This is a genomic window from Pseudomonas sp. LBUM1644 (assembly GCF_059716195.1).
Window position 1 is genome coordinate 4,549,713 of record NZ_CP166812.1, and the last position, 12,380, is coordinate 4,562,092.

A 12,380-nucleotide genomic window follows, 5' to 3' on the forward strand; every position below is an offset into this window, starting at 1 on the left:
CCTACATGGGTCCGTGTAGGAGCTGCCGCAGGCTGCGATCTTTTGATCTTAGGAACTATCAGCCTTTAAACACTTCATCCAGCAAGTTATGCATCGATGTAAACGCCCGAGCGGCCGTCTTCGCGTCATACATCATCTTGCCCGGCACATTCGCATGCGGGTCAGTAAACGAATGCACCGCACCGCCATAGCTCAGCAACTGCCAATCCACACCCGCCGCATTCATCTCATCTTCAAACGCTGGCAGTTGCTCTTTCGGCACCAATGGATCGGCAGCGCCATGCAGCACCAGCACCGAGCCTTTGATGTTCTTGGCATCGGCCGGATTCGGTGAGTCCAGGCTTCCGTGAAACGACACGGCCGCTTTCACGGGTGCACCCGTGCGCACCAGGTCCAGGGCACAGCAACCGCCGAAGCAGAAACCGAACGTCGCCAGTTTCGAGGGATCGACCGCCGCCTCGCCCTGGCTCTGCAGTTGCGCGAATGCCGCTTGCAAGCGCTTGCGCAGCAACGCGCGGTCATTCTTCAGCGGCATCATCGCCGCGCCCGCCTCGTCACCGTTCTGAGGACGAACCGATTGGCCATAGACGTCCGCGATCAACACCACGTAACCCTTGGACGCCACCGACTTGGCGATCTCCTCGGCACCGGCGCTGATGCCCATCCAGTTCGGCGCCATCAACAGACCCGGACGCGGGCCTTGGTGGTCGGCATCGAACGCCAGACGGCTTTCATAAGACTGGCCATCAATCTGATAAGCAACCGAACGAACCTTGATTTGACTCATGACTAACTCCCAGTAAAAGACACCAGAATGAAAAAACCCGCCGAAGCGGGTTTTTGTACAACGCAGTTAAGCCGACAGTTCAACCAGCAGCTTGTTGAGGCGGCGCACATACGCGGCCGGGTCCTTCAAGCTGTCGCCGGCAGCCAGGGCTGCCTGATCGAAGAGAATGTGCGACAGGTCGCCGAAGCGCTCGTCGCTCTGCTCGTTGTCGAGCTTCTCGATCAGCGGGTGAGCCGGGTTGAATTCGAAGATAGGCTTCGAATCCGGAACCTTCTGACCGCTGGCTTCCAGGATCTGACGCATCTGCATGCCCAGGTCCTGCTCGCCGATGGCCAGAATCGCCGGGGAATCGGTCAGACGGTGGGAAACCCGCACTTCGGCAACGGAGTCGCCCAGTGCTGTTTTCAGGCGTTCAACCAGTCCTTCTTTGGACTTGGCGACTTCTTCCGCGGCTTTCTTGTCCTCTTCCGAGTCCAGGTTGCCCAGGTCCAGGTCACCGCGTGCCACGTCGACAAAGCTCTTGCCATCGAAGTCGCTGAGGTAGCTCATCAGCCACTCATCGATACGATCGGTCAGCAGCAACACTTCGATGCCTTTCTTGCGGAAGACTTCCAGGTGCGGGCTGTTTTTGACTTGGGCGTAGGTTTCGCCGGTCAGGTAGTAAATCTTGTCCTGACCTTCCTTGGCGCGAGCCAGGTATTCGGCCAGACCCACGACTTGCTCGCCTTCCTCGCCCTGGGTGGACGCGAAGCGCAGCAGGCCGGCGATTTTCTCTTTGTTGGCGAAGTCTTCTGCCGGGCCTTCTTTCATGACCTGACCGAAGTTCTTCCAGAAACCTTTGTATTGCTCAGGCTCGTTCTTCGCCAGTTTTTCCAGCATGTCCAGCACACGCTTGGTCAGCGCCGATTTCATGGAGTCGATGATCGGGTCTTTCTGCAGGATTTCCCGCGACACGTTCAGCGACAGGTCGTTGGAATCAACCACACCCTTGATAAAGCGCAGATACAGCGGCAGGAACGACTCGGCCTGGTCCATGACGAACACGCGCTGCACGTACAGCTTCAGGCCTTTCGGCGCTTCACGCTGGTACAAGTCGAACGGAGCACGGGGCGGCACGTACAGCAGCGAGCTGTATTCGAGCTTGCCTTCGACCTTGTTGTGGCTCCAGCTCAGCGGGTTCTGATGGTCGTGAGCGATGTGTTTGTAGAACTCCTGGTATTCCTCGTCCTTGATCTCGGTACGCGGACGGGTCCACAGGGCACTGGCGCGGTTGACGGTTTCCCATTCAACGGCAGGTTTTTCCTCGCCTTCAGCGGCTGCCACTTCTTTCGGCAACTCGATCGGCAAAGCGATGTGGTCGGAGTACTTCTTGATGATATTGCGCAGGCGCCAGCCATCGGCAAACTCGTCTTCACCCGACTTCAGGTGCAGGACGATACGGGTGCCGCGTTCGGCTTTCTCAACGGTGGCGACTTCGAAGTCACCCTCGCCTTTGGACGACCAATGCACGCCTTCGCTGGCGGCAGCACCGGCACGGCGACTGAACACGTCAACTTTATCGGCGACGATGAACGCGGAGTAGAAACCGACACCGAATTGACCGATCAGGTGCGAGTCTTTTTTCTGATCGCCAGAGAGGTGTTTCATGAAATCGGCGGTGCCGGATTTGGCGATAGTCCCCAGGTGGGTAATCGCATCTTCACGGCTCATGCCGATGCCGTTGTCTTCGAGGGTGACGGTCTTGGCGTCCTTGTCGAAGCTCACACGGATTTTCAGTTCGGCGCCACCTTCCAGCAGTTCAGGCTTGGACAGGGCTTCGAAGCGTAATTTGTCGACAGCATCAGAGGCGTTCGAGATCAATTCGCGAAGGAAAATTTCCTTGTTGGAATACAGCGAATGGATCATGAGGTGCAGCAGTTGCTTCACCTCGGTCTGGAAGCCCAGGGTTTCCTTTTGAGTTTCCACGCTCATGGTCATCAAACTCCAATTGGATGGCAGTGGCCGCGCCCGAAAGGGTTAGCGGCGGGATGTCATCAAGGTTGGGGCTGTGACTCGGATTTCAAGGGCTCTTCAATTTTGAAATGTGCCCGGGCCGTGGCAATGGGTTCGGCTTCGGTGGTTTGCCAGGCCGTAATGGCGACGTTGGCCACCCGACGGCCCTGGCGACAAACCTGACAGCGCGCCCACGTATCGCGAAACTGCCCGGCGCGCAGGTAGTCGAGCGAGAAGTCGATGATCTTCGGGATACCCGGCGAACCGGTGCAAATCAGCAAGTGCAGCGCAGCAGACAGTTCCATGAATCCGGCGATCACACCGCCATGAATCGCCGGCAATAAAGGGTTACCAATGTTGTCTTTGTTGGCCGGGAGGCGAAACAGCAATTCATCCCCGACCCGGGAACATTCGATACCGATCAGCTTGGCGTAGGGAAGCAGCTGCAACAGCGAAGCGTAGTCTCCCTGTTCATGCGCGCGTTGCAGTTGCGACTTGAAGTCGGTCATTTCGCACCTCCGGCGATGACGCCGCCAAAACCTTTGGTGCCTTTGATGGCCGTGCCCATGCGCATGAAGGTGCCCACCACATGGGCGATGGGTTGCAGGGGATCATCCTGATAGGCAAAACCCCGGGTGAATATCACATCAGTCGTCACCCGGTAGCACTGGGCGAAACCATAGACATCTTTATCGGGTTCGGCAGCGTGCATGTAGTCGATACGCAGGTCGAGGGTCGGACAGACCTCGAATTCCGGCAAGACGCAGAGGGTGGACATGCCGCAAGCCGTGTCCATCAGTGTGGTCAGCGCGCCACCGTGGATCACACCGGTTTGCGGATTGCCGACGATTTGTGGGCTGTACGGCAGCATGACGGTCAGGCCCTCACTGCTGACGCTGTGAAGCCGCAGCCCGAGCACCTGACAATGTCGCAACGCCGACATAAATCGCGTCGCACGCTCAAAAACGGGGTTTTCGGCCATTTGTTAAAGACTCTTCATAATATTCGGACATCGCACTAGGCGTATTCAGCAAAAGTTCCCGTAGGAATAATCTTATATATCTGAACGAATTGAGGAACTTAACGCTATGGGCTGTGCTCGAAAGGCCAGTAGATATTTTCCATAAGGAGAAACACCCCATGCGTAAGACTTTAGCTATTGCCTTGATGTTGACCGCTTCCCTCGGTCTCGCAGCCTGCGATAAAAAATCCGAGGACAAAGCTCAAGAAGCCGACAAACATGCTGAGCAAGCTCAGCAAGACATGAATAAAGCTCAGGATAAAGTGAACGACGCAGCGAAAGAAAACGCCGATGCTGCCAAAGCTCAGGCAGAATCGAACGAAGCCGCTGCGAAAGAAGCACCTAAAAACTAAAACAGTTTTTAGTGCGATAAGAAAACCCGCCAAATGCGGGTTTTCTTTTGCCTGTCAGTTTGTGCAGTTACAGTAAAAAAGCTCTAAAAGTCGGACTAATCATCAATAGCAACGAACACACCAGACCGATAAACCACACCAGACTCCGCTGCCAGGCGAGATCACCCCAATAGCACAGTAAGTAAATGACGCGTGTCATCACAAAGATGATTGCCAGCGTATCAATCAGCCATCCCGCCGTCTGCGTGGTGTGCGCCATCAAGACCCCCACCGCAAACAATATGAATGCTTCAAAACAGTTCTGATGTGCCGCCACCGCACGGGCACCCAAGCCGGTTAGTTGCGCCTGTTGCTGACGTGGCAAATGATTGTTGTAACCGCCCTGCTCTTTCATGGCCTTGGCCACTGGCATGCGAGCCACATAGATCAGCAAGGCACTGATAAACACGCACCAGAACGGAATACTCATCAAGCAACCTCTTTGTTGGCTTCGGGCAATGGCGCCTCTGTAGGGGTATAGACCATCACGTCGAGAACGTCGGAATGAAACTCCCGTCGATACAACACCAGCACCACCCCGGTACTCATCAACATGAACAACCAGGGACTGACGAACCAGGCCAGCATGGTCATACCGAAATAGTAGGACCGCAGGCCGAAGTTGAACTGGTTGGCGGCCATGGAGATAACTCGGGCCGCACGGGCCGCGAAAGCCTTACGCTCCTGTTCGGAAACATGGCGCTCGCCGACCATCGGCGCCGAGCCCACCAGAATGGCGGCGAAGTTGTACTGACGCATACACCAGCTGAACGTGAAGAACGCATAGACAAACACCAGCGCCAGGCACAGCAATTTGATTTCCGACATCCCCTGGGACGCCTGTTGCACCATCGGAATGTCTGCCAACAACGAGACGGCCCTTTCGGATGCACCGAGGACGGTGAGAATACCGGCCAGGATAATCAGGGTGCTTGAGGCGAAGAACGAGGCGTTGCGCTCCAGGTTGCCGATCACGCTGGCGTCGGCAATACGGTTATCGCGCAGCAGCATGCGGCGCATCCAGTCTTCGCGGTACAAGTGCAGCACGCTGGCCAGGCACGCGGTGTCGCGGCCTTTCCATGAGGCATAACGGGTGTAACCGCCCCAGCAGATGACGAACCAGAGTGCGGCGAGGAGATGGATCAGGTTGGCGTGGATGAACGACATGCAGGTCCTTTGATGTATTGGCGATGGTGAAACTGTAGGAGCGAGGCTTGCCCGCGAAGACGGTGTGTCAGTCTACTAATAGGCTGAATGTTATTCCCTCTTCGCGGGCAAGCCTCGCTCCTACGAGTGGTTCGACGTTAGTTCAAGGAAAAAGACACTGCCTCATGCCCATAAAAAATGCCCCGTATCGATTGATACGGGGCATTTCCATGTGTGCTCGAGTCCCGCTCGTGACGGGCCTTGCAGCGGCTTAAGCCAGGGCTTCTTCGCGCTTGCCCAGCAGACGGTCGCAGGCCACCGCGACCACCAGCGTCATGACCGACGGCACCAGCCACGCCAGGCCCTGCTCGCTCAGTGGCAGGTGGGAAAGCTCTGTCGGCATCCAGCCTGCCAGGCCTGCGCCCTTTAGAGCATCAATCAAACCAAAGATGAACGACACCAGCATCACCGGACCGACAATGCGGCCCTGCTCATGCCAGAAGTCTTTGCAGAAGCTCAAAGCCACCAAGGCGATGCACGGCGGGTAAATCGCCGTCAGTACCGGGATCGAGAAGGCAATCAGCTTGGTGAGGCCCAGGTTGGACACCAGCAGGGAGAACACGGCGAGGATAATGACCAACGTTTTGTAGGACAGTGGCAGCACGCGACTGAAGTACTCGGCGCACGCACAGGTCAGGCCGACCGCTGTTACCAGGCAAGCCAGGGAAATCAGCACAGCAAGGAAACCGCTGCCCAGGGAACCGAAGGTGTGCTGCACGTAAGCGTGCAATACCGCCGCGCCGTTGGTAGCACCGGCCGCCACTTCATGGCTGCCCGAACCCAGGCGGAACAGGCTGACATAGACGAGCGCCAGGCCGACACCGGCAATCAATCCGGCAATGATCGCGTAACGGGTGATCAGCGCTGGCGAGTCCACGCCACGGGAGCGGATCGCGTTGACGATAACGATGCCGAACACCAGTGCGCCCAGGGTATCCATGGTCAGGTAACCATTAATGAAGCCTTGGGAAAACGGTGCTGCCACGTATTCCGGGGTGGCTACGCCGATGTCGCCAGCCGGCAAGGCAAACGCGGCGATACCCAGTGCAGCCAGGGCGATGATCTTCAGCGGTGCAAGAAAACGTCCTACGGTATCCAGCAAACGGCCCGGGTAGAGCGAGATGAAGAACACCAGCAGGAAATACACCGAGCTATAGAGAAACAACGCCAGCGGACTTTCACCGGTCAACGGCGCGAGACCCACTTCGAAGGACACGGTCGCCGTGCGTGGTGTCGCGAACAGCGGGCCCACGGCGAGATAGCACGCGGCGGCCAGCAGGCCACCGGCGACTTTGCCGATCGGGCTGCTCAAGGCATCCATGGCGCCGCCGACCTTGGCCAGGGCAACCACGGTGATCACCGGCAGACCGACCGCGGTGATCAGAAAGCCCAGCGCCGCCATCCAGACATGAGGCCCGGACTGCAAACCGACGATAGGCGGGAAGATAATGTTGCCAGCCCCGACAAACAGGGCAAACGTCATAAAACCAAGTGCCAGGATGTCCTGGCCTTTCAACACTTTCATTAAGGAAATACCACACTACTGAATCGGAATTTAGAGATGGATTTCCCTATTGGGTGAGGGAAATGCTGTCGGTCCGTATAGGACTGACCCGTTTAGCGCGCGGCGGCCTTGTGGGCTGCGGACGCAAAAATGGCGGCTAGCCTAACGAATTTGGGCAATAAACGCACTGTTAGGGGGCGAACTATCCGATCTGCGACACTTCTTTGTCGCGTTTACGTATTAAAAGATCAAAAGATCGCAGCCTTCGGCAGCTCCTACAGGGGAATGCGCTCTATGTAGGAGCTGCCGAAGGCTGCGATCTTTTGATCTTTGGAAACAACAAAGGCCACCCGAAGGTGGCCTTTGTTTGGTGAAGCGTCAGCTAAGCGCGTGGCTTACTTGACAGCCCAACCGGTCAGCTCGGACAAAGCCTTGCCGATGTCTGCCAGCGAACGCACGGTTTTAACGCCTGCGTCTTCCAGGGCAGCAAACTTCTCGTCTGCAGTGCCTTTGCCGCCAGAGATGATTGCGCCAGCATGGCCCATGCGCTTGCCCGCAGGGGCAGTCACACCAGCGATGTAGGAAACAACCGGCTTGGTCACGTGTGCCTTGATGTAGGCAGCCGCTTCTTCTTCAGCCGAACCGCCGATCTCGCCGATCATGACGATCGCTTCGGTCTTCGGGTCTTCCTGGAACAGCTTCAGGATATCGATGAAGTTCGAGCCTGGGATCGGGTCACCGCCGATGCCGACGCAAGTCGACTGACCGAAACCGGCGTCAGTAGTCTGCTTCACAGCTTCGTAGGTCAGGGTGCCGGAACGGGAAACGATACCGACCTTGCCTGGCAAGTGAATGTGACCTGGCATGATGCCGATCTTGCATTCGCCTGGAGTGATCACGCCTGGGCAGTTAGGACCGATCAGGACTACGCCCAGCTCGTCGCACTTGACCTTGGCATCCAGCATATCCAGGGTAGGAATGCCCTCAGTGATGCAAACGATCAGCTTGATGCCGCCGAATGCTGCTTCCAGGATGGAATCCTTGCAGAAAGGAGCTGGAACGTAGATCACGCTGGCGGTGGCGCCAGTGGCAGCTACAGCATCTTTCACGGTGTTGAACACTGGCAGGCCCAGGTGTTCGGTACCGCCTTTACCAGGAGTTACACCACCCACCATCTTGGTGCCGTATTCGATGGCTTGCTGGGTGTGGAAACTACCTTGCGAACCGGTAATACCCTGGCAGATAACTTTGGTGTCTTTATTGATCAGGACGCTCATTATTTGCCCTCCGCAGCTTTAACGACTTGTTGAGCAGCGTCGGTCAGGCTGGTAGCAGCGATGATGTTCAAACCGCTTTCTGCCAGTACTTTAGCGCCCAGCTCAGCGTTGTTGCCTTCAAGGCGAACAACAACCGGGATTTTCACGCCGACTTCTTTCACAGCGCCGATGATGCCTTCGGCAATCATGTCGCAGCGAACGATGCCGCCGAAGATGTTGACCAATACTGCAGCGACGTTAGTGTCGGACAGGATGATCTTGAATGCTTCGGTAACGCGTTCTTTGGTAGCACCGCCGCCCACGTCGAGGAAGTTGGCTGGTTTGCCGCCATGCAGGTTGACGATGTCCATGGTACCCATGGCCAGGCCAGCACCGTTGACCATGCAACCGATGTTGCCTTCCAGCGCTACGTAGTTCAGTTCGAACTTGGCAGCGTGCGCTTCGCGCGGATCGTCTTGCGACGGATCGTGGAAAGTCTTCAGCTTAGGCTGACGGTACATGGCGTTGGCGTCGATGTTGATCTTGGCATCGAGGCAATGCAGATCGCCGTCAGCCTTGATCACCAGCGGGTTCACTTCCAGCAGAGCCAGGTCGTGATCCTTGAACAGCTTGGCCAGACCTACGAAGATCTTGGCGAACTGAGCAACTTGCTTGCCTTCCAGGCCCAGCTGGAATGCCAGCTCGCGACCCTGGAATGGCTGAGCGCCAACCAGTGGATCGATAGTAGCCTTGAGGATTTTCTCAGGGGTATCGTGAGCGATTTTCTCGATGTCCACGCCACCTTCGGTGGAAGCCATGAACACGATGCGACGGCTCGAACGGTCAACGACAGCGCCCAGGTACAGCTCTTTAGCGATATCAGTGCACGATTCAACCAGGATCTTGGTGACTGGCTGACCATTGGCGTCAGTCTGGTAAGTCACCAGACGCTTGCCCAGCCACTGCTGTGCGAAGGCCTTAGCGTCTTCTTTGCTGCGAACCAGCTTTACGCCGCCCGCTTTACCGCGACCACCAGCGTGGACCTGGGCTTTGACAACCCACTCGGTGCCACCGATTTTGTCGCAAGCTTCTGCTGCTGCTTCCGGGGTGTCTACGGCGAAACCCTGGGATACTGGCAGGCCGTACTCAGCGAACAGCTGCTTACCCTGATACTCGTGAAGATTCATGCTTATTACCGTCTTCGTTAGGTACTGCGCATTCGGTGCTGCACTTGTTCAAGTGCCGCACCACCTGTGACTGCTGCTTGCGTAGCCTTTCCGGACAACCGGTGCAGCTACGCAAGACTGCGTCCAGCGGATTTTCCGCGGTGAGTCTTGCGTGCAAGGCTCACGACGGGCTATACCGCCGTGGTTTCTTATTGTCTTAACGCTTCTTGCGGTTGGCGATGTGGATGGCGCCGCCATTCACAGCCAGAGCTGCTTCGTGCAAGGCTTCGGACAGGGTCGGATGGGAGAAAACCATCATGCCCAGGTCTTCAGCGCTGGTGCCGAATTCCATACCGATCGCGCCCTGCTGAACCAGTTCTGCAGCGCTCGGGCCAATCACGTGGACGCCCAGTACGCGATCTGTCTTGGCATCGGCAATGACTTTCACGAAACCGCCGGTATCGTTGGCTGCCATGGCACGGCCACTGGCTGCGAACGGGAAAGTGCCGACGTTAACTTCAACGCCTTCCGCTTTCAAGGCCTGCTCGGTTTTACCGACCCACGCGATTTCCGGGTGAGTATAAATAACAGACGGGATCAAGTCATAGTTCATCTGGGCTTTGTGGCCCTTGATGCGCTCGACAACCATGATGCCCTCTTCCGAGGCCTTGTGTGCCAGCATCATGCCGCGAACCACGTCACCGATGGCGTAAACGCCCGGTACGGTGGTAGCGCAGTGATCGTCAACGTGCACAAAACCGCGCTCGTCGAGGGTCACGCCGCAATCAGCGGACAGCAGATCAGTGGTCACCGGACGGCGACCAACGGCTACGATCAGTTTGTCGAAAGTGATGTTCTGTTCGCCATTGGCATCGGTGTAGTTCACAACGACTTCGTCACCGTTCACTTTGGAACCGGTGACGCGAGCGCCCAGCTTGATGTCCAGACCTTGTTTGGTCAGGGTTTTCAGCGCTTCCTTGGAAACAGCAGCGTCAGCCGCCATCAGGAAGGTGTCCAGCGCTTCGAGAACGGTCACTTCGGCGCCCAGACGGGACCAGACCGAACCCAGTTCCAGACCGATCACGCCAGCGCCGATCACGCCCAGACGCTTGGGTACGGTCTGGAACTCCAGCGCACCCGTCGAATCGACGATCACATTCTGGTCGACCGGAGCCGGCGGAATGTCGATCGGACGCGAGCCTGGCGCCAGAATCACGTTTTCGGCTTCGATGATTTCTACCGAACCGTCAGGCTTGGTGACTTCAACTTTCTTGCCGGCCAGCAGCTTGCCGTGACCTTCAATGGAGGTCACACCGTTGGCTTTGAACAGGGTGGCGACGCCAGAGGTCAGGCCTTTGACGATGTTGGCTTTACGGCCAACCATTGCTGCCACATCCATGGTCACGCCAGCGTGATTGATACCGTGGATAGCGAAGCCTTCTTTGGCTTCCTTGTACTTCCAGGAGCTGTCCAGCAGCGCCTTGGATGGAATGCAGCCGACGTTCAGGCAAGTACCGCCAAGGGCCAGTTTGCCTTCCTTGTCGGTGTACTTCTCGATGCAGGCAGTGGTGAGGCCCAACTGGGCTGCTTTAATGGCAGCCACGTAGCCGCCAGGGCCTGCGCCGATCACTACTACGTCAAATTTCTGCGACATGTAAAAGAATCCTCTTTTAGCTTCAAGCTTCAAGCTTCAAGCGGCAAGCCAAGCTGCATTTACCTTGCAACCTGTAGCTTGCAGCTCGTGGCCGTATGCGATGCGACAAACCTCAAACCAAGCTGCTTCTTTCAGCTTGTAGCTTGAGGCTTGCTGCTGCCTCTCTATCAGATATCCAGAAGGAGGCGAGCCGGGTCTTCCAGCAGGTTCTTGATGGTAACCAGGAAGGTCACAGCTTCTTTGCCATCGATCAGACGGTGATCGTAGGACAGAGCCAGGTACATCATCGGACGGATAACGACCTGACCGTTGATCGCCATAGGGCGCTGCAGAATGTTGTGCATGCCCAGGATAGCCGCTTGCGGCGGGTTGACGATCGGGGTCGACATCATCGAACCGAAGGTACCACCGTTGGTGATGGTGAACGTGCCGCCGGTCATTTCGTCCATCGACAGTTTGCCGTCACGGGCTTTCTTGCCGAAAGCAGCGATGCCGCCTTCGATTTCAGCCAGGCTCATCAGTTCGGCGTTACGCAGAACCGGTACAACCAGGCCGCGGTCGCTGGAAACAGCAACACCAACGTCGGCGTAGCCGTGGTAAACGATGTCGGCACCGTCGATCGACGCGTTGACCGCCGGGTAGCGTTTCAGCGCTTCGGTGGCTGCTTTGACGAAGAACGACATGAAGCCCAGGCGTACGCCGTTGTGGGACTTCTCGAACAGGTCCTTGTACTTCGAGCGCAGGGCCATGACTTCGGTCATGTCGACTTCGTTGAACGTGGTCAGCATCGCCATGTTCGACTGAGCTTCAACCAGACGCTTGGCAACGGTGGCCCGCACACGGGTCATCGGTACGCGCTTCTCGATGCGGTCGCCAGCAGCGAACACCGGAGCAGCAGCGGCCGGAGCAGCGGCCTTGGCAGGCGCGGCAGCCGGCGCGGCTTTCTTGGCAGCAACAGCCGCTACCACGTCTTCCTTGGTCACACGACCGCCTTTGCCAGTGCCGGCAACGGAAGCGATGTTGATGCCGTTTTCTTCAGCCAGCTTGCGAGCAGCCGGTGCAGCAACAGGATCGTCTTCGCCTTCGGCGGCAGGAGCAGCAGCTTGTGCAGCGGCCGGAGCAGCGGCAGCAGCTGGAGCGGCAGCAGCACCGCCCGCTTCGATGGAGCCCAGGACTTCGTCGGACAGAACGGTGTCGCCTTCGTTCTTGACGATTGCGCCCAGCACGCCGTCGGCAGTCGCCAACACTTCCAGCACAACCTTGTCGGTTTCGATGTCGACGATCAGGTCATCACGCTTGACGGCGTCGCCCGGTTGTTTGTGCCAGGTGGCAACGGTGCCATCGGCAACCGATTCCGGGAAAGTGGGGGCTTTGATTTCGATAGCCATTATCTGTGGGTCCT

At 57.3% G+C, this 12,380-nt stretch carries 12 protein-coding genes; 1 reads left to right on the forward strand and 11 read right to left on the reverse strand.

Annotated elements, in window-relative coordinates; genetic code table 11:
• Nucleotides 1-58 precede the first annotated feature (58 nt).
• The 4 genes from ACA052_RS20705 to ACA052_RS20720 form a co-directional block, all read right to left on the reverse strand.
• On the reverse strand, nt 59-787 hold the full coding sequence (locus tag ACA052_RS20705; protein ID WP_497646563.1) for a dienelactone hydrolase family protein: 729 nt from the start codon (nt 785-787) through the stop codon (nt 59-61).
• A 66-nt stretch (nt 788-853) separates the two neighbouring features.
• A complete protein-coding gene (htpG, locus tag ACA052_RS20710; RefSeq protein ID WP_497646564.1) occupies nt 854-2,758 on the reverse strand; it encodes a molecular chaperone HtpG in 1,905 nt (634 codons plus the stop codon).
• 62 nt (nt 2,759-2,820) lie between these two features.
• Entirely contained in the window at nt 2,821-3,288 is a 468-nt protein-coding gene (locus ACA052_RS20715; RefSeq protein ID WP_497646565.1) for a PaaI family thioesterase, read from the reverse strand.
• Nucleotides 3,285-3,761 carry a PaaI family thioesterase gene (locus tag ACA052_RS20720; protein WP_497646566.1) on the reverse strand — a complete coding sequence of 159 codons (477 nt, stop codon included), beginning with the start codon at nt 3,759-3,761 and terminating at the stop codon, nt 3,285-3,287. The genes ACA052_RS20715 and ACA052_RS20720 overlap by 4 nt, the downstream gene beginning before the upstream one ends.
• A gap of 158 nt (nt 3,762-3,919) precedes the next feature.
• On the opposite strand from ACA052_RS20720, the gene ACA052_RS20725 reads away from it, so the two are divergent.
• On the forward strand, nt 3,920-4,153 hold the full coding sequence (locus ACA052_RS20725; RefSeq protein ID WP_497646567.1) for a hypothetical protein: 234 nt from the start codon (nt 3,920-3,922) through the stop codon (nt 4,151-4,153).
• Nucleotides 4,154-4,220: 67 nt separating this feature from the next.
• Here the strand turns inward: ACA052_RS20725 and ACA052_RS20730 are convergent, their stop codons facing one another.
• The 7 genes from ACA052_RS20730 to odhB form a co-directional block, all read right to left on the reverse strand.
• Nucleotides 4,221-4,622 (reverse strand): MAPEG family protein, encoded by a 402-nt coding sequence (locus tag ACA052_RS20730; RefSeq protein ID WP_497646568.1) that lies wholly within the window; start codon nt 4,620-4,622, stop codon nt 4,221-4,223.
• Nucleotides 4,622-5,359 carry a DUF599 domain-containing protein gene (locus tag ACA052_RS20735; protein ID WP_497646569.1) on the reverse strand — a complete coding sequence of 246 codons (738 nt, stop codon included), beginning with the start codon at nt 5,357-5,359 and terminating at the stop codon, nt 4,622-4,624. The genes ACA052_RS20730 and ACA052_RS20735 overlap by 1 nt, the downstream gene beginning before the upstream one ends.
• Nucleotides 5,360-5,609: 250 nt before the next feature.
• Entirely contained in the window at nt 5,610-6,923 is a 1,314-nt protein-coding gene (brnQ, locus tag ACA052_RS20740) for a branched-chain amino acid transport system II carrier protein (RefSeq protein ID WP_497646570.1), read from the reverse strand.
• Between the two features lie 374 nt (nt 6,924-7,297).
• Nucleotides 7,298-8,179 (reverse strand): succinate--CoA ligase subunit alpha, encoded by an 882-nt coding sequence (gene sucD, locus ACA052_RS20745; RefSeq protein ID WP_003210566.1) that lies wholly within the window; start codon nt 8,177-8,179, stop codon nt 7,298-7,300.
• Nucleotides 8,179-9,345 (reverse strand): ADP-forming succinate--CoA ligase subunit beta, encoded by a 1,167-nt coding sequence (sucC, locus tag ACA052_RS20750; protein WP_008148602.1) that lies wholly within the window; start codon nt 9,343-9,345, stop codon nt 8,179-8,181. The genes sucD and sucC overlap by 1 nt, the downstream gene beginning before the upstream one ends.
• Before the next feature lie 196 nt (nt 9,346-9,541).
• Complete coding sequence (lpdA, locus tag ACA052_RS20755) at nt 9,542-10,978, reverse strand: dihydrolipoyl dehydrogenase (RefSeq protein WP_497646571.1); 1,437 nt, start codon at nt 10,976-10,978, stop codon at nt 9,542-9,544.
• A gap of 167 nt (nt 10,979-11,145) precedes the next feature.
• Nucleotides 11,146-12,366, reverse strand: a complete 1,221-nt coding sequence (odhB, locus tag ACA052_RS20760; RefSeq protein ID WP_497646572.1) for a 2-oxoglutarate dehydrogenase complex dihydrolipoyllysine-residue succinyltransferase — start codon at nt 12,364-12,366, stop codon at nt 11,146-11,148.
• Nucleotides 12,367-12,380 lie beyond the last annotated feature (14 nt).

Excerpts from the sequence above, each read along its gene's own strand:
- ACA052_RS20705 (WP_497646563.1), bottom strand. The coding sequence starts at position 787 with ATGAGTCAAATCAAGGTTCGTTCGGTTGCTTATCAGATTGATGGCCAG.
- htpG (WP_497646564.1), bottom strand. The coding sequence starts at position 2,758 with ATGAGCGTGGAAACTCAAAAGGAAACCCTGGGCTTCCAGACCGAGGTG.
- ACA052_RS20715 (WP_497646565.1), bottom strand. The coding sequence starts at position 3,288 with ATGACCGACTTCAAGTCGCAACTGCAACGCGCGCATGAACAGGGAGAC.
- ACA052_RS20720 (WP_497646566.1), bottom strand. The coding sequence starts at position 3,761 with ATGGCCGAAAACCCCGTTTTTGAGCGTGCGACGCGATTTATGTCGGCG.
- ACA052_RS20725 (WP_497646567.1), top strand. The coding sequence starts at position 3,920 with ATGCGTAAGACTTTAGCTATTGCCTTGATGTTGACCGCTTCCCTCGGT.
- ACA052_RS20730 (WP_497646568.1), bottom strand. The coding sequence starts at position 4,622 with ATGAGTATTCCGTTCTGGTGCGTGTTTATCAGTGCCTTGCTGATCTAT.
- ACA052_RS20735 (WP_497646569.1), bottom strand. The coding sequence starts at position 5,359 with ATGTCGTTCATCCACGCCAACCTGATCCATCTCCTCGCCGCACTCTGG.
- brnQ (WP_497646570.1), bottom strand. The coding sequence starts at position 6,923 with ATGAAAGTGTTGAAAGGCCAGGACATCCTGGCACTTGGTTTTATGACG.
- sucD (WP_003210566.1), bottom strand. The coding sequence starts at position 8,179 with ATGAGCGTCCTGATCAATAAAGACACCAAAGTTATCTGCCAGGGTATT.
- sucC (WP_008148602.1), bottom strand. The coding sequence starts at position 9,345 with ATGAATCTTCACGAGTATCAGGGTAAGCAGCTGTTCGCTGAGTACGGC.
- lpdA (WP_497646571.1), bottom strand. The coding sequence starts at position 10,978 with ATGTCGCAGAAATTTGACGTAGTAGTGATCGGCGCAGGCCCTGGCGGC.
- odhB (WP_497646572.1), bottom strand. The coding sequence starts at position 12,366 with ATGGCTATCGAAATCAAAGCCCCCACTTTCCCGGAATCGGTTGCCGAT.